The sequence below is a fragment of the Streptomyces sp. WAC06614 genome (genome assembly GCF_003949795.1).
Taxonomy (GTDB): domain Bacteria; phylum Actinomycetota; class Actinomycetes; order Streptomycetales; family Streptomycetaceae; genus Streptomyces.
In genome coordinates, this window is the sequence record NZ_RPRY01000114.1 from 1 (window position 1) to 21,083 (window position 21,083).

General features: G+C 75.4%; 13 protein-coding genes and 1 riboswitch. Of the genes, 5 read left to right on the top strand and 8 right to left on the bottom strand.

What is annotated here, in order from left to right:
* Positions 1–194: 194 nt before the first annotated feature.
* Positions 195–1,658 carry an NAD(P)/FAD-dependent oxidoreductase gene (locus EF918_RS37025; protein WP_185921789.1) on the top strand — a complete coding sequence of 488 codons (1,464 nt, stop codon included), beginning with the start codon at positions 195–197 and terminating at the stop codon, positions 1,656–1,658.
* Between the two features lie 21 nt (positions 1,659–1,679).
* On the opposite strand, the gene EF918_RS17355 is transcribed toward EF918_RS37025, so the two are convergent.
* Positions 1,680–2,669: a serine protease gene (locus tag EF918_RS17355; protein ID WP_260610298.1), complete on the bottom strand. Its 990-nt coding sequence runs from the start codon at positions 2,667–2,669 to the stop codon at positions 1,680–1,682.
* A gap of 207 nt (positions 2,670–2,876) precedes the next feature.
* Here EF918_RS17355 and EF918_RS17360 point away from each other — a divergent pair, with 207 nt between their 5' ends.
* Positions 2,877–4,121: a cytochrome P450 gene (locus tag EF918_RS17360; protein ID WP_125646686.1), complete on the top strand. Its 1,245-nt coding sequence runs from the start codon at positions 2,877–2,879 to the stop codon at positions 4,119–4,121.
* 48 nt (positions 4,122–4,169) lie between these two features.
* A riboswitch (cobalamin riboswitch) is annotated at positions 4,170–4,342 on the top strand.
* A gap of 172 nt (positions 4,343–4,514) precedes the next feature.
* Positions 4,515–6,821 carry a 5-methyltetrahydropteroyltriglutamate--homocysteine S-methyltransferase gene (gene metE / locus EF918_RS17365; RefSeq protein WP_260610299.1) on the top strand — a complete coding sequence of 769 codons (2,307 nt, stop codon included), beginning with the start codon at positions 4,515–4,517 and terminating at the stop codon, positions 6,819–6,821.
* Between the two features lie 120 nt (positions 6,822–6,941).
* Here the strand turns inward: metE and EF918_RS17370 are convergent, their stop codons facing one another.
* Positions 6,942–9,206, bottom strand: coding sequence for an immune inhibitor A (locus tag EF918_RS17370; protein WP_260610300.1), 2,265 nt, complete (start codon positions 9,204–9,206; stop codon positions 6,942–6,944).
* A gap of 69 nt (positions 9,207–9,275) precedes the next feature.
* On the opposite strand from EF918_RS17370, the gene EF918_RS17375 reads away from it, so the two are divergent.
* On the top strand, positions 9,276–10,454 hold the full coding sequence (locus EF918_RS17375) for an ABC transporter substrate-binding protein (RefSeq protein WP_260610301.1): 1,179 nt from the start codon (positions 9,276–9,278) through the stop codon (positions 10,452–10,454).
* A 19-nt stretch (positions 10,455–10,473) separates the two neighbouring features.
* Here EF918_RS17375 and EF918_RS17380 read toward each other — a convergent pair whose 3' ends face one another.
* The 5 genes from EF918_RS17380 to EF918_RS17400 form a co-directional block, all read right to left on the bottom strand.
* A complete protein-coding gene (locus EF918_RS17380; protein WP_260610302.1) occupies positions 10,474–11,409 on the bottom strand; it encodes an HEXXH motif-containing putative peptide modification protein in 936 nt (311 codons plus the stop codon).
* On the bottom strand, positions 11,406–12,443 hold the full coding sequence (locus tag EF918_RS17385) for an HEXXH motif-containing putative peptide modification protein (RefSeq protein WP_125646698.1): 1,038 nt from the start codon (positions 12,441–12,443) through the stop codon (positions 11,406–11,408). Before EF918_RS17385 ends, EF918_RS17380 begins: the two co-directional genes overlap by 4 nt.
* On the bottom strand, positions 12,444–12,662 hold the full coding sequence (locus EF918_RS17390) for an aldo/keto reductase (RefSeq protein WP_125646701.1): 219 nt from the start codon (positions 12,660–12,662) through the stop codon (positions 12,444–12,446).
* Between the two features lie 142 nt (positions 12,663–12,804).
* Positions 12,805–13,980, bottom strand: coding sequence for a caspase family protein (locus EF918_RS17395; RefSeq protein WP_125646704.1), 1,176 nt, complete (start codon positions 13,978–13,980; stop codon positions 12,805–12,807).
* Positions 13,977–15,185 (bottom strand): alpha/beta fold hydrolase, encoded by a 1,209-nt coding sequence (locus EF918_RS17400; RefSeq protein WP_125646708.1) that lies wholly within the window; start codon positions 15,183–15,185, stop codon positions 13,977–13,979. The genes EF918_RS17395 and EF918_RS17400 overlap by 4 nt, the downstream gene beginning before the upstream one ends.
* Before the next feature lie 176 nt (positions 15,186–15,361).
* On the opposite strand from EF918_RS17400, the gene EF918_RS17405 reads away from it, so the two are divergent.
* On the top strand, positions 15,362–16,672 hold the full coding sequence (locus tag EF918_RS17405; protein ID WP_125646711.1) for a cation:proton antiporter: 1,311 nt from the start codon (positions 15,362–15,364) through the stop codon (positions 16,670–16,672).
* Between the two features lie 92 nt (positions 16,673–16,764).
* On the opposite strand, the gene fxsT is transcribed toward EF918_RS17405, so the two are convergent.
* Positions 16,765–21,083: FxSxx-COOH system tetratricopeptide repeat protein (gene fxsT / locus EF918_RS17410; RefSeq protein WP_260610303.1), on the bottom strand; the 4,319-nt coding region annotated here is incomplete at its 5' end.

The window sequence follows — 21,083 nt, forward strand, 5'->3', positions numbered from 1 at the left end:
GGGCGGGACGGTCGGGTCCGCACTCTACTGGCCTGTCGCGGTCGGTTCCTCCGACGGTATGGTTACCGATGGTAACAAGCGGGCCGTGCGGGCCGCTGTGAGCCCCTGGTGCGCGCCCGGGCGCCCCGTGGTGCTTCCCCGGCTCCCGGCGTGGGGACATGACCGGGCGCGTCGCCGCTCGCGAGACTCGGCCCATGGACGATCACGTGGTGGTGCTCGGCGCGGGGATCGCCGGGCTGTTGGCGGCGCGGGTCCTGGCCGAGCGGTTCGAGCGGGTGACCCTGGTGGAACGGGACGTCCCGGCCGAGGACGGGCCGGCGTTCCGGCCCGGGGTGCCGCAGTCGCGGCACGTGCACGTGCTGTGGTCGCGCGGGGTACGGCTGCTCGACGAGCTGCTGCCCGGCGTCACCGGCGAGGTGCTGGCGCGCGGCGGCCGGCTCCTGGAGAGCCCCGGCGACCTGCTGTGGCTGAGCCCGGCCGACTGGTTCGGCAAGGTGCCCGGCGCCCAGATCCTGGTGGCCGGCCGGGAACTGCTCGACTGGAGCGTGCGCCGTGCGGTGCTGGCGGACCCGCGGATCACCTTCCGCCCCGGCTGCGAGGCGACCGCGCTGGTGCCGGACACCGCGCACCGGGCCGTGATCGGCGTACGCGTACGCGAGCGCACGTCGGCCGAGCCCCCGGGCCCGGCCGCCGACGGGCGCACGCCCACGAAGGGGCCCGCGGCGGGCCGGTCCGGCCGGTCCGGCCGCTCGGGCCGCGCCGGCCGCGGCGACGGGCGGATCGACGCGGCGCTGGTCGTGGACGCCACCGGGCGCACCTCCAAGGCGCCGGTCTGGCTCGCCGAGGCCGGCTGGCCCGCCCCGGCCGTCACCCGGTACGACTCCCATCTGGCCTATTCCAGCCGGTACTTCCGGGCCCCGCCGCACGACGGGCGGGCCTGGGAGGCCATGTACGTCCAGGGCCGGCCCGACCTGCCCCGCGGCGCCGTGCTCGCCCCGCAGGACGGCGGGCGCTGGCTGGTCACCCTCGTCGGCAACGGCCGGCACGCCCCGCCCACGCGGGCCGAGGAGTTCCTCGGCTACGCCCGCAGCCTGCGCAGCCCGGCCCTCTACGACGCCGTCCGCGAGGCCGAGCCGCTGACCGCGCCCACCGGCTTCCGGCACACCGCCAACGAGTGGCGCCACTACGAGCGGCTGGCGGACTGGCCGCACGGGTTCGTCGTCCTGGGCGATGCCGCCTGCCGGTTCAACCCCGTCTACGGGCACGGGATGACGGTGGCCGCCCTCGCGGCGCAGGCCCTGCGCGAGGTGCTGGCCTCCCTGGAGCCGCGGGAGGTCCCGGCCGCGAGCCGGCGGATCCAGCGCCGGACGGCCGCGGCCGCGGCCGTCGCCTGGCAGATCGCGACCAGCGAGGACCTGCGCTACCCGGAGACCGAGGGGCCGGCGCCGGACCGGATGACCCGGGTGCTCCAGCGGTACATGTCCCGGGTGATGGTGGCCGCCAACACCGATCCGGCCGTCTCCGGGCGGTTCTTCGGGGTCCTCTCGCTCACGGAGCCCCCGGGCACCCTCCTCGCACCGGCCGTGATGCTGCGGGTGCTGTCCAAGTGGCGGCTCCCGGCCGCCCCCGAGACCTCCGACTACCCGCTGGTCCGCTGAGCCCACGGGCCTGCGCGGCCGTCACGACGCCGGGCCCGCCGCGCCGGCGGCCCGGTCGTAGAGCGCCTTGACGTCCGCGCCAAACCGGCTGCTGTACGAGGTGAGGTCGTCCCCGCCGCCGTCCCGGCCGCCGATCACCCCGATCAGCTCCCCGGCGGCGGTCAGCAGCGGGCCGCCGCTGGTGCCGTCGGGGAAACCGGTGCAGTCGAAGCGCACCTGCGTGCGACCGGCCGCCCGTGCGCTGCCGTCGCAGGTCAGCGGGGTCTCCTCGGTGTTGGGGTAGCCCATCAGCCGGGCCCGGGCGGGCAGCGGCGTGCCGAACGCCACGGGCGCCGCGCCGGTCAGGTCCTCCAGCCGGGCCCCGGGGTGCCCCGGGCGGCGCAGCTGGACGAAGGCCACGTCGTGGTCGGGATCGCTGCCCTCGCTCCAGCGCGGGTCGACGTCGATCCGCGTGGGCACCCACACGCCGTACGGCGCCGTACCGTCGCGGTACCCCGGGACGAACGCCAGGTTGGTCCTGAAGCCCCAGGTGTACACGCAGTGCGCGGCGGTGGCGATCATGCTGCCGCCGGGGGAGCGGACCACACTGGCCGAGCAGTGGTGGTCGGGGTCCCCGTCCTCGCCGGGGGAGAACAGGGCCCCGAGGGCCGGCTCGCTCCCGGTGACCCCTCCGGCGTGCCGCTCCTCCCCACCGGACGGCGCCTGCCGCGGCGCCGGGCTCCCGTACGGGACCGGACTCCCGTACGGCGCCGGGGACGACGGGGCAGCCGGGTCGGCCGGGGGCGGCGGGTCCGGGACGGCGCGCCCGGAGCCCCCCAGCACCTGCTCCGCCGCCCGGTCCGCGAGCCGCGGGTCCTGGACGTACGTCCCGGTACCGGTGTCCCCGTCCGCCACGTACCCGGCGATGGCGCGCAGGTGCCACAGGTACGCCGCACCGGCCAGCAGCAGCACGGCACCGACGGCGAGCAGCACCGACAGGCGCAGGACCCGCCTGCGGACCGTCGTGGACATGGGCCACCCCCTCGCCGGGATCCTCGGTCGGCCGGGATCTTGGGTTCGTCCTTGAGTTCGATGAATACACGGACATTCCGGTTCCGGCAGCCCCCTGTGTCCGTCGTCACAGCGGCCGCGCCCTGCCCCGGGGCCGTGCGGGAGCGGCGGCCCGTGCGCGAGCGGCTCCGCCGCCCTCGGCGTGAACGCGCCTGCGAGGATGACCACATGACCACGCACACCACCCTCCCCGGCCTGCCCCAGCCCTTCGGCGACGCCTACCGGGCGGACCCGCACGGGGTGTTCACCACACTGCGCGCACAAGCACCGGTGCACCAGGTGCAGTTGCCCGACGGCTCGCAGGCCTGGCTGGTCACCCGGGAGGCCGACGTCCGTGCGGGCCTGGCCGACCCGCGCCTGTCCGTGGACAAGCGTCACGCCGCCGCCGGGTACCGCGGCTTCTCCCTTCCGCCCGCCCTCGACGCCAACCTGCTCAACCTCGACGGCGCCGACCACCTGCGCCTGCGCCGCCTGGTCTCCCAGGCCTTCACCCCGCGCCACGTCGCCGGACTCCGCCCGCGCATCGAGCGGGCGGCGACGGAGCTCGCCGACCGGCTGGCCGGGCGGATCGCCGCCGAGGGCCGCGCCGACCTGGTCGCCGGCTTCGCCGCCGTCCTGCCGCTCACCGTGATCGGCGACCTGTTCGCCGTGCCCGAGGCCGACCGGGTCCGGTTCGCCGCCCTGGCCGGCGGGATGCTGGCCCCGCGCCGGCCGCAGGACGTCGTGGAGGCCGTCACGGGCCTGCACGCGCTGCTCGTCGACCTGGTCGCCGTACGCCGTGCGGCCCCCGGCGCGGACCTGCTGTCCGCCCTGATCGCCGCCCGCGACGAGGACGACCGGCTCAGCGAGGACGAACTGGTCTCCCTCGCCTTCCTGATCCTGCTCGCCGGCAGCGAGAACACCGGAGCCGTCATCAGCGGCGGTGTGCTCACGCTGCTCCAGCACCCCGACCGGCTCGCCGCCGTCCGCCGTGACCCCGCCCTGCTGCCCGGCGTGATCGAGGAGCTGCTGCGCCACGTCCACCCCAACCAGACCGCGATCCGCCGCTTCCCCACCGAGCCCGTGGAGATCGGCGGGGTCACCGTCCCGGCCGGGGAGACCGTGTTGCTGGGCCTGTCCTCCGCACACCGCGACGCCGCCCGCTACCCGGACCCCGACCGCTTCGACCCCACCCGCGAGGACCTCGGCCACCTGGCCCTCGGCCACGGCGTGCACTACTGCCTGGGCGCCCCGCTCGCCCGGCTGGAACTCGCCGTCGCCTTCGAGGTGCTGTTCACCCGGCTGCCCGGCCTGGCCCTGGCCGTACCGGCGGCCGAACTCCCTTGGCAGACCACGTTCCGCTCGCACGCCCTGAAGGAACTCCCGGTCACCAGCTCACCGTTGGAGCCCCCGCACCGGCACCCGCTGCCGTAGGGTGGGTCCCGCAGCTGGTTCGCCCTGCCCGCCAGGCAGGCGCGTCGCAAGAGGGAACCCGGTGGGAATCCGGGACTGCCCCGCAGCGGTGAGCGGGAACGAACGCCGTCATACGCACTGGGCCCGGCCGGGCCTGGGAAGCGACGGCCAGTAGGTGTCCGCACCCCCTGTCGTACGACGACGGGGGGTGGCGACGGACGTGCCCGCGAGTCCGAAGACCTGCCCGTTGCCCGCGCACGGCACGCCCGTACGCGGAAGTTCCCGGTGACCTCGTGGGCGGGTCGGCGTGTGAGGAGCGGGCACCCCTGGCGTGCCCGCCGTCATCCCGCGTCCCTTCGCGTCCGCGTGCCCCACCGGGCCATGCCACCGGACACACTCGCGAAGGAGAGTCACGTGACCGTCACCGCCACCGTGCACGGCTACCCCCGGCAGGGCGCCGACCGGGAGCTCAAGAAGGCGATCGAGGGCTACTGGAAGGGCCGGACCGACGCCGCCACGCTGCACGCCACCGCCGCCGAACTGCGCCGCACCGCCTGGCTCCAGCTCGCCGGGGCCGGCCTCACCGAGGTCCCGACCGGCCACTTCTCGTACTACGACCACGTCCTGGACACCAGCGTCATGCTCGGGGCCGTACCCCCGCGGCACCGGGCCGCCGTCGCCGCCGACCCCCTCGACGGCTACTTCGCCATGGCCCGCGGCACCCAGGACGTCGCCCCGCTGGAGATGACCAAGTGGTTCGACACCAACTACCACTACCTGGTCCCCGAACTCGGCCCCGACACCCGGTTCAGCGCCGACCCCGCCCGCCAGCTCGCCGAACTGGCCGAGGCCCGCGCCCTCGGCCTGACCGCCCGCCCGGTCCTCCTCGGCCCGGTCACCTACCTGCTGCTCGCCAAGCCCGCCCCCGGCGTTCCGGCCGGCTTCGCCCCCCTCACCCTGCTCGACCGGCTGCTGCCCGTCTACGCCGAGATCCTCACCGCCCTGCACGCCGCCGGCGCCGAGTGGGTCCAGCTCGACGAACCCGCCCTGGTCCAGGACCGCACCCCCGCCGAACTGAACGCCGCCGCCCGCGCCTACCGCGAGCTCGGCGCCCACCCGGGCCGGCCCCGGCTGCTCGTCGCCTCCTACTTCGACCGGCTCGGCGAGGCCCTGCCCGTGCTCGCCGCCGCCCCCGTCGAGGGCCTCGCCCTGGACTTCACCGGCCGCGCCGCCGCCAACCTCGGCGACCTGGCCGCGGCCGGCGGCCTGCCCGGCAAGCGGCTGGTCGCCGGAGTGGTCGACGGCCGCAACGTCTGGGTCAACGACCTCCAGCAGTCCCTGACCACCCTCGGCACCCTGCTGGGTCTGGCCGACCGGGTCGACGTCTCCTCCTCCTGCTCCCTGCTGCACGTCCCGCTGGACGTGGCCGCCGAACGCGACCTCGACCCGCAGGTCGCCCGCTGGCTGTCCTTCGCCCGGCAGAAGACCACCGAGATCGCCGTCCTGGCCCGCGGCCTGGCCCGGGGCACCGACACCATCGCCGCCGAACTGGCCGCCAACCGCGCGGCCCTGGCCACCCGGGCCGGCTCCGCCCTCACCCACGACCCGGCCGTCCGCGCCCGCGCCGCCGCCGTCACCCCCGCCGACACCCGCCGCGCCCTGCCGTACCCGGACCGCGCCGAGGCCCAACGGGCACGCCTGGGCCTGCCGTTGCTGCCGACGACCACCATCGGCTCCTTCCCGCAGACCGGCGACCTGCGCACCGCCCGCGCCGACCTGCGGGCCGGCCGCACCGACACCGGCGCCTACGAGGAGCGGATCGCCGCCGAGATCCGCGAGGTGATCGCCTTCCAGGAGAAGACCGGCCTCGACGTCCTCGTCCACGGCGAACCCGAACGCAACGACATGGTCCAGTACTTCGCCGAGCAGCTCACCGGCTACCTGGCCACCCGGCACGGCTGGGTCCAGTCGTACGGCACCCGTTACGTGCGCCCGCCGATCCTGGCCGGCGACATCTCCCGCCCCGGACCCATGACCGTGCGCTGGACCTCGTACGCGCAGAGCCTGACGAGCCGGCCGGTCAAGGGCATGCTGACCGGGCCCGTCACCATGCTCGCCTGGTCCTTCGTCCGCGACGACCAGCCGCTCGCGGAGACGGCCCGGCAGGTCGCCCTCGCCCTGCGGGACGAGGTCGCCGACCTGGAGGCGGCCGGCACGGCCGTGATCCAGGTGGACGAGCCGGCCCTGCGCGAGACCCTGCCGCTGCGCTCGGCCGACCACGCCGGCTACCTCGCCTGGGCGACCGAGGCCTTCCGGCTCACCACCGCCGGGGTGCGGCCGGACACCCAGATCCACACGCACATGTGCTACGCGGAGTTCGGCGACGTCCTCCCCGCCATCGACGACCTCGACGCCGACGTGATCAGCCTGGAAGCGGCCCGCTCCCACATGCAGGTCGCCGGTGAACTGGCCGGTGCCGGCTACCCGCGCGAGGTCGGCCCCGGCGTGTACGACATCCACTCGCCGCGCGTACCCGACCCGGAGGAAGCCGCCGACCTGCTGCGCACGGGCCTCGCGGCCATCCCGCCCGAGCGGCTGTGGGTGAACCCCGACTGCGGCCTGAAGACCCGCGGCTGGCCGGAGACCCGGACCGCGCTGGAGCACATGGTCGCGGCCGCCCGGACCGTACGGGCCGAGCTGGCCGGCGGCTTCGGCGCATGACGACGCGGCGGTCCGGCCCCCTCGGACGAAGGGGCCGGACCGCCGCGGGACCGCCGCAAGGACGGACCCTCAAGGGGGCCGGGCCGTCAGGAGCACCGGACCCTCAAGGGGGCCGGGCCGTCAGGAGGACGGGCTGACCTGCACGGTCGTCAGGGCGCCGCCCGAGGCCTCCTTCACCACCGAGATCCGGGTGCCGGTGTCGGGCACCTTCACCCCGAGCTGGGGCAGGTCGGCGTTCCAGTACGAGCCGCGCCGGTCGTCGAAGACCGGCACCCCCGGCCGGGACGGGACCAGCACCGGGACCCCCGCCTTGTGCAGCACGAGGTCGTCGGTCGGCCGCAGCGAGAAGGGCGCGTCGAAGGTCTGCGCGCGGGCCCCCACCAGGCTGCCGTCGGTGAACCGCAGGGGCTCCGGGCGGGCGTCCACCGGCAGCAGCAGACCGCCGCCCGGGTGCGCCTTGGTGGTGTTGTCGCTGTAGGCGGTGTCCCACAGCCAGATCAGCACACCCTGCTGGTACGGGAAGAACTCCACCGTGTCGTTGCCGAACCCGAAGTTGTACGGGCCCGTCTTCAGGTAGCTGCCGTAGCCGGTGTAGCGGCGGTTCTCCACCAGGTAGGCCCGCGGGTGCGAGGCGGTGCCGGTACGGCCCTCGGTCCGGGACCACTTCACGGCCGTCCAGCCGCCCGCGCCCTGCTCGGCCCCGTCCCGCAGCAGCTCGCGGTCACCGGCGGTGATCCGGAGGTCGTCGAAGGTGACGCCCTTGCCGTGGGTGTTGCTGTCGGAGGTCACCCGCAGCCGCAGCTGCACACTGCGCCCCGCGAAGGCGTCGAGCGGGACGGCCAGCCGGGCCCAGCCGCCGGAGCTGCCCGAGATCCCCTTGGCGGGGACGGGGGCGTCGTTCACCGTGCCCGGCAGGGCCTTCCAGCTCGCGCCGCCGTCGGTGGAGGCCTCGACCGTCAGGAAGTCGAAGTCCTGCTCGATGTCGTACCAGACCCGGGCGTCGAGCCGGGCCGGGGTGCCGGCCGGGGTCCCGGTGAGGTCGACCGTACGGCCGAGGGTGTTGTCCATGAAGTCGCCGGTGCCGCTCCACCACTGGCTGCCGCCCTCGTACGGGTCGGTCAGGTCGGTGCGGGTGACCGAGGGCGGCAGGTGCACCAGCAGTGCCTGCGGATCCTCGGTGTTGTAGCCGGAGACCCCGAGCACCGCCCGGGTCCGGCGGCCCGCGTCGGCCTCGGTGTACTCCAGCCAGCCGAGCTGGAGCTTGCTCCACGGGTCCAGGTCGCCCGGGTAGTCACCGGTGGTGTTGCGGCCCTTGGCGAGGTAGGAGCCGGAGGACATCAGCGACCAGAAGTTGACGCTGTTGTCGCCGTCCGAGCTGTACAGGTCCGGCAGGCCCAGGTCGTGGCCGAACTCGTGGGCGAACAGCCCGACCCCGCTGTTCTCGCCGCCGGTCAGGTAGTCGCCCGCCCAGATCCCGGAGTCCCCGACGGGCGTGCCGCCCGCCTTGTTGCCCTCCGGTCCGGCGCTGCCGGCCCGGTCCCAGTACGCGAACCAGCGGTGCGCCCACACGGCGTCCTTGCCCTGGTCGCCGCCGCCCCAGGTCTGGTCCTTGCCGGCGTGGACGATGACGAGGTGGTCGAGGTAGCCGTCCGGCTCGTCGAAGTTGCCGTCGTGGTCGGCGTCGTAGCGGTCCCACACGTCGTACTCGGCGAGCTGGGCCTTGATCTGCTCGGGGGTGCGGCCCTTGGCGCGCTCGGAGTGGTACCAGGCGTTGGTGGCGTCGCGGACCAGGTCCCAGTTGGTGCGGCACTGGCCGGATTCGGAGCAGTTGTCGGTGCCGTAGCGGGCCTCGTTCCACGGCAGCCGCACCCAGTCGCTGACCTGGCCGTCCATGTCGTAGCGGCCGGAGGACTGCAGCCGGTAGTAGTTCCGCAGGCTGGTCGCGCCAGGTTCGGCGGAGAAGAACTGCTTCTGGTAGTACGCCTGGTCGAAGTCCTTGCGCCACAGCGTGTGGTTGTCGGTGGGCGCGGGCCGGGTGATGCTGTTGTGCCGGGGGCCGGGCGTACCGCCGAAGCGCGGCTTGCCCTCGAACTCGGTGGTGGTGTCCACCTGGTCGCCGAACTCGGCGAGGATCACGAAGACCTTGTCCTTGCGCTCCTGGGCGAGTTCGACGTACCGCTTGCCGACCTGGGCGGTCCGGGGCAGGGTCCCGTCGGACTCGGCCCGCAGCCCGGCGACCCCGCCGGACCCGCCGGCCGCGACCCCTTCGAGGGCCTGGCGGCGAGCAGGGCGAGGGATATCGCCGCCGCTGCCGCGACGAGACTGCGCAAGGTGGCTGCCTTTCTGGGAGTCCGGCCGAAGCGCAGGTAATATTTCACATGTCACAGGTGATGGGTAGGGGTCGTTCCGTAAATCGGTTGCCCGGCCGCGGCCGTGGTGCATGCAATGGGCCGCATGGTCACCCAGGCATCAACCCTCCGGATCGGCGCGCTCGTTCCCCTCACCCGGCCCGGCTGGGCCGAGGCCGGCCGGCACCTCCTCGCCGGACTCGAACGGGCCGTCCGCGACGTCAACGAGTCCGGCGGGATCGGCGGGACCCCGCTCGACCTGCTCGTCCGCGACACCGCGGCCGACCCGCAGCGGGCCGTGGCCGCCGTCGACGAACTGGACCGCCTCGGCGTGGCCGCCCTGGCGGGGGAGTACCACAGCGTGGTCGCCCGCGCCGCCGCCGGCCGTGCCGACGGCCTCGGGCTGCCGTTCCTGTGCGCGTCGGCCGTGCTCGACGCGCTCACCGAGCACCCCAGCCCGTGGGTCGCGCGTCTCGCCCCCGCGCAGTCCCACGGCTGGCGCCTCTACGCGGACTTCCTCCTCGGCGCGGGCCATCGCCGGATCGTGGTGGCGGCCGAGCCCAGCGTGTACTGGGAGTCCGGCACCCGCATCCTGCGCGAGCGCCTCGCGGCCCACGGCGCCACCCTCGACGTGCTCGACGCCCGCGCGCTGACCCCCGGGGCCCTGTGCGAGGAGCTCGTCTCCCGGCGCACGACGGCCCTGCTCCTGCTGGTCGGCCACCCGGAGCCGGCCGTGCCGATCGTCCGGGCCGTACGCCGTGCCCCGCGCCTCGGCGGGATCCTGGTCGGGGCTCCGGCCGGGCAGCCGGAGTTCGCCGTCTGGGCGGAGCTGCTGGGCGCCGACGGTGCCGGCGTACCGTTCCTGCGCTACCTGCCCGAGCGCCTCGGCCCCCTCGGCACCCGGGTCGCGGCGGATCTGCGCGAACAACTGGGCGGTGCACCCTCCTTCGTCGCCTTCGAGGGCTACGACACCGTCAGCGTCCTCGCCGAGGTGTTCCGCACGCACGGTACGGACCGGGCCGCCGTCGCCGAGGCCTGGCCGCGGGTCACGGTCGAGGGCACCCGGGGGACGGTCCGGTTCTCCCGCACCCCCGGCACCGGCGTCTGGCAGTGGGCCTGGCCACCCGTCCAGGTCGCCGACCGTGACCCGGTCGCCCCCGACCGATTCCGCGTCCTGCACACCGGCACCGGCGCCGGCGCAGGCACCGGTACGGGCGCAGGCACCGGCACCGGCGCAGGCACCGGTACGGGCTCCGGCGCAGGCTCCGGTACCGGCTCCGGCTGACGCCGCTCCCCGGTCCGGCCTACGGCACCGCCAGCCAGGCGGCGGCCTCGCGCAGTTCCTCGGGGGTGCCCGGCGCCAGCGCCGCCAGGCGCTCCGGGCGGCGCAGCAGCCGCCGGTGGGCCGGGTCCAGCGCGGCCTGCGCCAGCAGCCAGCCGCTCAGCGCGTGCGCGTCCGCGGGGGAGCGGCGCAGGGTCTCGGCGTACAGGGCGCGGGCCGTGCCCGGGTCCCCGGCGACGAGCTGGGCGTCGGCACCGGCCGGTGTCCGCGGCGGATCGCGGTAGAGGCGGGCCCGCGGATCGCTCCACGGCCCCGGCTTCCCGGCCAGGACCGGCCGGTGCGCCCCGGCCGGCGGGGCCGCGTCGCCGGCCCGGTACGCCGCGAGCAGCGCAGCCCGTTCGGGCTCGTCGCAGCGCAGGTTCCGCAGGCGCCACTCCACCTGGTGGCTGACCGCGGCGGCGCGGGCCCGGGCCGCCGTCGCCGGGGCCACCGGCTCCCGCAGCCAACCGTCCAGCGTGGCCGCCAGGCCGTGCAGCAGCCGGGTGCCGACCGGGGTGAGCTCGCCCCGGGTCAGCAGGGTGCGGACGACCAGCCGGGTCTGCAGACGGCGCAGCGCGAAATGGAACCCCGCCGACGCGGCATCGGCCCCGGAGTCGGCGCCGGTCCCCGGGTCCGCCCCGCCCCCGGCCTCGGCCTCCGCCAACCGGTCCCGCCAGAAGCCCGTGACCCCCGTGAACGCATAGGCCCCGTGCAGCAGCCCGGTGGTGTGGCGCGGGTCCGGCCGCCAGGGCGCGTAGTGGATCTCTGCGCCGTCGTCCTGGAGCAGCGGGAAGAGATGGAGCAGCGCCCCGAGCTTGCTGTGCTGGAACTCGTGCACCATCGCCTCGGCCAGTGCCAGCGCATCGGGCGGCCGGGAGACGACCATCGACCCGAAGGCGTCCGAGGTGGTCGCGCTCACCAGCACGTCCCCATGAGCCGTACCCGCGGCCCCCGGCACCGCCCCGGCCGCCAGGGCGCGTAGTGGATCTCTGCGCCGTCGTCCTGGAGCAGCGGGAAGAGATGGAGCAGCGCCCCGAGCTTGCTGTCGCGGGGGTCGGCCGCGGCCCCGGCGGCCACCGGCCCGGCCGACCCCCGCGACCCCGGGCCCGCGCCCGTACCCGCGCCCGTGCCCGTGCCCGGCTCCGCCAGGTCCGCCGGGACGATCCGCCGGACCTCGGCCACCCGCAGCCGGCCCGGCTCGGCGGACCCCGGCCGCTCCAGGACCGCGGCGGCCTCGGCGAACAGCCGCTGCCACCGCTCCGCCTCCGCCCCGGCCAGCGGCTGCGGGGCGACCGGCTCGTCCAGGTCGCGGTACGGGTCGAGGTCGTCCAGCCAGGTCGACGTCCCGGCGAAGGTGCGCGACGGGGTCCAGTGGCTGCGCCACGCCCCGTCCAGCGGACGGACCAGGACCGTCCGGCTGCCCACGCTCAGGTGCAGGTCCCGCCCGCGCAGCCGGGCCCGGGCCGTGCCGAAGCCCTGGAGGCCGCCGATCCGGGCCAGCCCCAGGGTGGGCAGGGACAGGCCGCCGTCCCGCAGCGGCACCTCCAACTCCGCGTCCAGCCCGGCGCGGATCCGGGCGGTGAGCGCGATCGCGCACAGGTGACCGGCGTCCGCCCACAGCGGCGGGCCGTCCGCCGTGCCGAAGAGCCGGCGCACCAGGTGCGCCGACCAGCAGCCCACCTGAGGGCTCATCAACAGCGCCTCGCAGGCCTGCGGTGCCACCTCGGCCGCCTCCGCGAACAGCTCCCAGGCGGCGCCGGCCGGGCCCAGCCCGCCCAGCGCGTCGGGGAGTTCGTCCAGCCGGTCGAGCAGCTCACCGAGCAGCATCAGACGCCGGGTGCGTTCGGCCCGGACCAGGAACCCGACCGCCTCGGCCGAGCCCCCGCCCGCAGCGAGCTCGTCGAACCAGGCGGCGGGCATGCTTAACCGCGCGTCGTACTCCTGCGCCCCCATCTACTCGGCCCGTGCCCCGGTCCCACCGGTCGGATTGCCGCCGCCCATGGCGTTGCTCCGGGGGCGGCGCGCCAGGGCGAGCAGCCGTCGGCTGCGCAGCGGTGCGGGAACGCCGCGCATCGCGGAGAGGCTCACTCCGGTCAGGTCCGCCAGATCGGATTCGACGCGCTCCACGCCGTCCGCGCAGGCGGAACGGTCAGCGATGACCGGCTCATGCACCGTGCTTCCCCCTTCATGTGCCCCGTGCCCGCCGCCCGGGCGGGGTGTGCCGCCGGCGCTGCCGGGGTCACTCCCATGATGACGAACGACGGCTGACTCGAAAAGCCCATGTGATCAAGCCATCTGAGGAGGCGTCGGCACCTCATCCGACGGGTCGCGGTCCGGCACACGCGTGGACGGCCGCCTCCAGGGCCACGGCCCGCTGTTCGTCGTCGTCCAGCAGCGTGACCACGTCGTGGAGCAGCCACAGCTCCCCGGGCACCTCGCTGAGGGCCCGGACGATCGAGAGCAGGTCGATGCGCGGCTTGGAGTGCCGCGGCATCCGTTCCACGGTACGGGTGAGGGCGCCCAACTCCGCCACGAGCAACTGCCGTTCCTCGGGATCGGTCATCATCGGATACGTGAGCAGGGCGCGGATCAGGCCTTCCACCGGCGGACGCGGCCGGTCGCCGGGCCTCGCACCCCCGGCCGGTGCGGCCGGTGCGGCCTCCTGCGGAGCCGGGTGCTCGGTCCGCCGGGGGCCGTGCAGCCACAGCGCCGGCACCTGGTCGCTGCGCCACTCCCCGCGCAGCCGTTCCACCCGTTCCTGGACGTCACCGAACAGCGCCTCGGGATCGGGCCAGGGCGACGGACGCCCGACGGCTGCACCGTCCGGCGTGTCAAGGGCCGCCAGCACACTGTCCGAGAACAGCCCCGTGCCGCGCTGCGGATCGTTCGCCGCCCGCTGCCCCCGCGTCGCGGCGAGCAGCAGCGTCTGCCGGCGGTCCGGCAGCCGCCGCCCCTCGGGCAGGGTCTCGGCGGGCAGCGTGTGCCGGAAGCCGTACTCCTCCTCGAACGTCTGACAGGCGTCCACGACCCAGATCTGCCGGCCGAAGCCCGGCAGCGCATCGCTGGCCAGGGTCCGGCGCATCGACTCCAGGTCGAGATTGCGCTTGTCGGCCGTGGTGGCGTCCGCGCAGAACAGCCGCATCCGCTCCGACCGGTCCAGCACCCCGTGCCCGCCCCACCACACCCACAGCGCCTCGCCCCGCAGCGCGTGCAGCCCCGACACCACCAGCTCCCGCAGCGTGGCGTGGTCGGCGGGCCGGTACGGCACGCCCGGGTCGGCCAGCGGATCGAGATGGAGCAGGATGTTCCGCTCCGGCACGCCGGCCCGCAGCAGCCAGGAGCGGAACCGTACGGCGTCCCCGGCCGGGCCCGGCAGGTCCCAGCCGTCCCCGGCGGCGTACCGCTCGATGCCCACGACCAGCGCGAACACCCGGTCCGGCGGCGGCCCGAGGTTGGCCGCACCCGGTCCGGCCGAGGTCGTCGCCGTCACGGCAGCCGGGCCGCGATCGCCCGGTACACGGCCGGGTTGGTCCAGTAGGCACTGTGCGACGCCGGGAACGGCTGGCGGTTGTCGACCTCGACATCGGTGACCCGGTCCGGGAACAGCCCGGCCCCGAGATGGCCGAGCAGGTCCCGCCGGTCGTACACGTTCAGCCAGTCGGGCACGTGCGGCGGCAGCGGCTCCGGGTGGGCCAGGGCGGGAAGCGCCCCGCTCTCGTAGAGGAACGGCCCCTGCGAGCCGACCGTGACCAGCAGTGCCACCCCCGGCAGGGCGGTGCCGACCAGGGTGTCCAGGGCGATGATGCCGCCCAGGCTGTGCCCCACCACGACCACCGGCCCCGGCAGTTCCCCGATCCGCTCGCGCAGCCGCCGCCGGACGGCCTCGCCGCGGGCCAGGTAGCGCATGATGTCGGCCGCGGCCGGATGGGCGGCCTCGGTGAGCGCCCTGCGCCGGCGGACCGCGGCCCGGGTGGCCAGCCGGAGCGCCGGGCGGGCGAGCAGCGCCCCGAGGCCCCGCTCGGAGCCCTCGGGCCGCGCCCCCATGAGGGCGGCCAGCGCGGCCACGGCCGTGTCGCGGGCCTCGCCGTCGGGGACCACCGGGGCGTCCTCGGCGAGTACGGCGGACAGCGCGGCCGCGACCAGCGCCCGGGCCAGCAGCCGGGCGAGGTCCTCGTCGTCGGACAGGGCGCCCGCGGCGCGGCCCGGCAACGGGCTGCGGGAGAGCGCCTCGACGGCCTCGGCCAGGTGCCGGTGCGCCACGCCGAACCGCTCGGCCACCTCCGCCAGCTTCCCGTCGAGCGCGGCCAGCAGCGCCCGGGGCCGGGCCCCGGGCGGCGGTGCGCCGAGCGGCAGCTCGCCCGGGCCGGCGGCCGGGCCGTCGGCGGCGACCAGCGCCAGCTCCAGCAGCGGGTCACGGTAGAGGTCGGCCCAGAGCTCGCTGTCGCCGTCACCCTCGGGGTCGGCGGCCGGGGCCGCGGCCGATGACGCGACGGGACCGCCGCGGCTGCGCCCGCCCGGATGCGGCAGGGACGCGCCGCCGCCCGCGAGCGTCGCCCCGAACTCCCCGCCCCAGTAGAACGGGACCGGGCGGACCTCCGGGGCCACGGCGTGCAACCCGGCCGAAAACCGCCCGTACAGCTCCGAGAACCCGGGCTCCCGGACCCCCGTGCCGTGGATGAACAATGCCGTCGTCATACGCCCCTCACCCCCGACGTCAACCAGTCGCACAGAACGCGATCGTGGCACATATCGACCCGTCAACTTGGCAGTATGCTGAAAACGTGCCCCTCGACACGGGTGCGCGCTCTTCGGTATGCCGTGCACCCGCCGTGGCCGTGTGCCCCGGCGTCGGACTCCTCGAGGGGGACCGTATGGGTACAGATGCGATGATCACCCATCTCGTCGGGGCAACCGCGCTCATCCTGATCGTCGCCCATACGGCCGGCTGGCTCTCCCGCCGGTGGCGACAGCCCACGATCATCGGCCAGTTGATCGCCGGGATCGCCCTCGGCCCGACCCTGCTCGCCGAGGTCTCCCCGGAACTGTCCCGGCTGCTCTTCCCCCCGGCCCTGGCACCGGTGCTCACCGGGCTCTCCCAGATCGCCCTGGTCCTCTTCCTGTTCGCGGTCGGCTACGAACTCGACCTCGGCGTGGTCAAGGGCCGGGCCCGTACCGTGGTGGCGGTCTCGCTGGCCGCGTTCGGCGTGCCCATGGCGGCCGGATGCACGGCCGCGCTGCTCTTCCACGACCGGCTGGCGGAGCTGGGCGCGCCCCGGGACCTGTCGGTGGCCTCGGTGCTCTTCTTCGGCGTGGCCCTGTCCATCACCGCCGTGCCCGTGCTGACGGCCATAGTGCGGGAGAACGGCCTGGCCGGGACCGTGCCCGGGACCGTGGCCGTCGCCGCCGCCGGGCTGATCGACGTGATGGGCTGGACGGTCCTGGTCGGCACGCTGCTGGAGACCGACACCGGCGGCGGGCTCTCCCGGCAACTCCGCCTCGTGCTCGTGCTGGTGTTCGCGGCCGTGATGCTGCTCGCCGCCCGACCCGTCCTGCGACGCCTGCTGTGGGGCACCGGCGTCGACCCCTCGGTACGGCTGGCGGTGCTCGTCGGTTTCGCCTTCGCCTCGGCCTGGGTCACCCAGGCCCTCGGGCTGCACGTCATCTTCGGCGCCCTGCTCGCCGGTGTGGTCACCCCGCGGGAGCGCGGCGGCACCCTGGACCCGGACCTGGTGCGGCCGTTGCACGACATCGGCATGCTGCTGCTGCCGTTCTTCTTCGTGGTGTCCGGGCGGAGCGTGGAGATCGGCGCACTGGACTCCACGGCGGTGGTCGCGATGGTCGCCGTCACCCTGCTCGCCGTCCTGGTCAAGGTGGGCAGCGGTACGGTCGCGGCCCGGCTGTCCGGCCTGGACCGGCACGACGCCCGGACCGTCGGGGTCCTGCTCAACACCCGCGGCCTGACCGAGCTGATCGCCCTGAACGTGGGCCTCCAGGCGGGCCTGCTCAGCGGCCGGCTCTACACCGCGCTGGTCCTGATGGCCCTGGCCACCACGGTGCTCACCGAGCCCCTGCTGTCCGTCGTACGCCGGCTGCGGGCCCGGGCGGAGCGACCGGGGACCGAGGGCGCGCCCCCGCCACCACCGCGGACCCCGGTCGACGCACCGTCCGCCGAGGCCCTCTGACCCCGGCGGGCCGGCCCCGGCGGCACCGCGCCGGCCGGCACGGCTGAACGGCGGCCCTCCGTACGCCCGTACGGAGGGCCGCCGTACGTCGCCTACAGCGGCATCGGCGCGATGTCGCACTCGATGCGCTGGTGCAGCCGCGCCGAGATCAGCCACGGGTGGTCCGGGCCGAGGACCCGGGTCATGCCCTCCACCGCGTCGGCGTTCAGCTCGTCGGCCTCCTGGATCCGGCCGAGCCCGCGCAGGTCCAGGGCCAGGTTCGCCCGGCAGGACAGGGTGAGCGGGTGGTCGGGGCCGCAGGCGCGCACGAACTTCGGCAGGTTCTCCTCGTCCACCGCGCGGGCCGCGTCGAAGTCCAGCTTGGCGTAGTGGTTGTTCGCCAGCCCCATGACGGCGGTCAGGGTGAACGGGTGCATCTCGCCGAGGACCTCGCGGAAGGTCGCGGTCGACTCCTGGTCGAGGGCTTCGGCCTCGGCCACCTCGCCGAGGGCCCGCAGGGTCGCCGCCAGGTTGGTCATCGTGATCAGCGTGAACGCGTGCCGCGGGCCCAGCGTCGCCCGGTAGCGCTCCAGGGTCTGCTGGCCCAGCTCGCGCGAGGCAGTGAAGTCCCCCCGCAGCCGCCGGTCGACGGTGGCGTTCGCGGCCACGGCCAGGGTGTCCGGGTACGTGGCGCCGTAGCGCAGGGTGAACCGCTCCAGGGTCTCCTCGGTGAGGTCCGAGGCCTCGGCGAGGGCGCCGTCGCGGCGCCGGCACACCGCCAGGTTGCGGGCGGCGCGGATGGTGGCGGCGTTGTCCTCGCCGAAGACCGTCCGGTAGATCCGGTACGTCTCCTCCTGCATGACGCGCGCGGCCGGGTAGTCACCGCTCTCGCGGATGTCGATGGCCAGGCCGTTCATCGTGTTCAGGGTCAGGCCGTTGGTGGCGCCGTAGACGATGTCCCACTGCCGGGCCGTCTCCTCGTCCAGCTCCCGGGCCGCCACGAACTGCCCGCAGGCCCGCAGGGTCACGCCGTAGCCGTGGGCGGCCAGCAGGGTGGGCGGCTCCTCCGGGCCGAACAGGTCACGGGCCCGGCTGTCGGCCTCCTCGTCCAGGGCCCGGGCGGCGAAGAAGTCGCCCTTGTAGCGCAGAGCACCGGCCATCTGGGTCATGGAGTCGATCAGGTCCTCCTCGGGCACGCTGTCCCGCCGGGAGATCTCCAGCACCTTCTGGCTCAGCTCCAGCGCCTGCGGGACGTCACCGGTCTGGAGCAGCAGGAACGCCAGGAGCTTGCCCATCACCAGCACCTGCTGGTTCTCCTCGCCCGACTGGTCGGTCCACGCCGTCCACGCCTCCCGGGCCACATCGGCGGCGGTCTCGTGCGCACCCCAGTAGTAGAGGTAGAGCACGATCGACTGGACGAGTTCGCGGCCCCACGGGTCGGAGGTGCGCACCGCGCCGCTGGCCATGACGTGCGGCAGCAGCGCCTGGTACGCCGGCCACTGGTCGGGCGCGGTGGGGGCTCCCGGCTTGGCGGTGGCCAGCAGCATGTGGGCCGCCCGCCGCAGGTCCTCGGTCCGGCTCTCGTCCAGACCGGCGGCGAGCACCGCCTGCATCAGACGGTGGATGTGCAGGGTGCCGTTCTTGTGGTCCAGCTTGATCAGCGACAGCTTGCTCAGGTCGCGGGTGGCGCGGGCCAGCAGCACCGGGTCGCGCAGGACCGGGTCCAGCTCCGGGGTGATGTCGACGTTGCGGGTACCGCGCAGGATGCTCAGCGGGATCGGCTCCGGAGCCATGCAGGAGCAGATCTCCAGGAGCTGGCGGGCCGCCGGGTTGCTGTCGGCGAGCTGGTCCAGGGAGATGTTCCACGCGGCGGCGACCGACACCGGGTAGTCCGGCGAGGGGTCGAGCTCCAGGATGCCGGGGCGGCGCTGGTCGAGGAGGTTCAGGTACTCGCTGACCGGCATGCCGGTGGCCGCGTGCCACGCGCCGCCCTGCTCGATCGCGAGCGGCAGGTCGCCCAGCGCCTCGGCGAGCCGGTCGGCGTCCTCGTAGCTGAGGTCACGGGCCCGGCGCTGGAGCAGGGCGATGCTCTCCTCGCGCTCGAAGACGTTGACCGTCAGCGGGGCCGCGACCCGCTCCCAGTCCCGGTTGCGGGAAGTGACGATGATCTTGCCGGGGCCGCCGGTCGGGAAGTAGCCGCGGACGGTCTCGATGTCCTCGGCGTTGTCGAAGACCAGCAGCCAGTTCTCGTGCGGCCGGCCGGTGCGCAGCGCCTCACGGACGGCGGGCACCGCGGTGTTGGCCTGCGGGCCGACCTCCAGGTTCAGGGCCCGGGCCAGGTCGACCAGCGCACCGAGGATGAGGCTCTCGCGCTCCGCGGGGATCCACCAGATCACGTTGTACTCGTGGCTGTGCCGGTAGATGTACTCGATGGCCAGCTGCGACTTGCCGACTCCGCCCATGCCGTGCAGGGCGTGCGGGAGCACCGCCGCCGTCTCGTCCGACCTCAGCTGTGACTCGACGGCTGCCAGCAGGCTCTCACGGCCGGTGAAGTTGGGGTTCTTCGGAGGGACGTTCCCCATGACCCTCGGCTGGCCGGAGCGGACGAAGAGGGTTTGGGACTTGGTGTCCATGTTCGGATCAGCCTTCCGGACTGCGGGGTCTGCGGGGTCGGTGGTAATGGCCGGCACATGTGCTCCAGGGGATGCGTCGTCGTTCGCGGGGACGGGGATCTCCTGGGGACGTATGCCCTCGTGCGGGAGGTCGGGTGCGGCGGGCGGGCCGGAGCCGCTCGCCGCGGTGCGGGAGTCCGGGGCGGCGCCGGACGGCCCCGGTCCGGAGGCCGGCCCGGCCGCGGCGCCGGCCCCGGCCGCGGCCGCACCGGGCGGGGCGGCGCCGACGGCGGCGAGGACCCGGTCGGCGCGCCGGGCGTAGGGGCCCGAGAGGGCCTTGAGCACGGCCAGTTCGGCGCGCAGCCACGGCTGGTCCGCGTCCGTCGGCTCCGGCAGGGCGGTGTGCTCGGGGTCCTGGAGCGCGGCCCACAGCCGTACGCCGCGGCCGCGGGCGCTCGGCAGGTCGGCGAACAGGCTCACCGTCCGGGCGAGCTGGCTGCGGGTACCGGTGGCGAGCAGGGCCTCCCGGATCCCCTCGGCGAAGTCGGGGCGGCCGTCGACGCCGGGGCCCTCCCAGTCGATCAGGCCTCCCATCAGCACCTCGGCGACGTGCCCGGGACCGGCCTCGGGCACCGCCCGGTCGCGCAGTTCCTCGATCAGCTCGAACTCGAAGGGCAGGGCGGCCAGATGGGTGGCCAGCCGGCGCGCGGTCGGCGTGGCCAGCGAGAAGAAGCGGCGCACCGCGTCCTGCGCGACCTGCGCCACCGTGGTGGTCCCGGACCCCGGCCCGTCGTGCCGCGGGGGCCGCAGCCCCGGGGTCGGCCGGCCCTCGGCCAGCGTCCCGGCGAGCAGGAACGGCAGCGTCCGCCGCACGCCGAGCTCCCCGGCCACCAGCTCCGCCCAGACCGTGAACGACTCCGGCTTCAGGCTCAGCACGGGCACGGGGACGCGCGGCTTGTCGTCCGCCCTCCACAGCAGCTCCCGGGCCGGGTCCTCGTGCCCCATGCCGTGGCCGATCCGGGTGTTGGGCGCGCCGAAGCCGCCCGCCTCCAGCTCCGCGCGGTACGGCGCGGCGGAGGACCGGTGCCACAGGTAGGTGGGCAGCAGGTGCACCAGGGCCGTGGGCCCGCTGCGGGCCAGCCGCACGAGCAGGTCGTCCGCGGCCGGCCCGGCCCAGCCGTGCGCCAGCCCGTCGGTGACCAGCAGGTGCACGCGGGAGCCGCGGGCGTCGATGACCTCGGCCGGGTCGCCGGTCCCCTCTCCGGGCCAGCGGAGCCGGGCGCGGCCGGTGACGGGTAACTCCAGCCGGACCGTGCGCACGTCCCGGAAGGCGCCGCTGCGGGCCGCCTCCACGGCGATCGCGCCGACCCGCTGCTGCCAGATCCGCATCGTCGGTGCCGCGTCGACGAGCAGCACCAGGTCGAACGCCTTCTCGGTGGCCGGCCGCAGGTAGGGCACCCAGAGGTTGTCGGAGATGCCGTACCGGGCGGTGCGTTCCTCGTCGAGCTCCTTGCGGTGGCGGGCGGGCAGGCTGCGGCTGAGCCGGTGCAGCGCCTTGGCCAGGCGCAGGGGCGCCGGTCTGCGGACCCGCCGGGTGGCGGGGGCGACGGGGACCACGGGCACGGCGAGGCCGTCCCCGTCCGGCGCCCCGGGCACCTGGGGGTCCGCCCGGTCCTCCTCGCCCGGACGGTCGGACCGGGGCGCGGACGCGAGCACGCCGGGGGCACCGGTGGCGTCGTCCGGGTCCTGCGCCGTGCCGCCCCGCGGCGCACCGTCGCCGGGCGTGCCGGGCGACGGGGTCGGGGCGGCACGGCGCAGGA

Coding starts and splice junctions, on each gene's coding strand:
- EF918_RS37025 (WP_185921789.1), top strand. CDS start 195: ATGGACGATCACGTGGTGGTGCTCGGCGCGGGGATCGCCGGGCTGTTG.
- EF918_RS17355 (WP_260610298.1), bottom strand. CDS start 2,669: ATGTCCACGACGGTCCGCAGGCGGGTCCTGCGCCTGTCGGTGCTGCTC.
- EF918_RS17360 (WP_125646686.1), top strand. CDS start 2,877: ATGACCACGCACACCACCCTCCCCGGCCTGCCCCAGCCCTTCGGCGAC.
- EF918_RS17375 (WP_260610301.1), top strand. CDS start 9,276: ATGGTCACCCAGGCATCAACCCTCCGGATCGGCGCGCTCGTTCCCCTC.
- EF918_RS17385 (WP_125646698.1), bottom strand. CDS start 12,443: ATGGGGGCGCAGGAGTACGACGCGCGGTTAAGCATGCCCGCCGCCTGG.
- EF918_RS17400 (WP_125646708.1), bottom strand. CDS start 15,185: ATGACGACGGCATTGTTCATCCACGGCACGGGGGTCCGGGAGCCCGGG.
- EF918_RS17405 (WP_125646711.1), top strand. CDS start 15,362: ATGGGTACAGATGCGATGATCACCCATCTCGTCGGGGCAACCGCGCTC.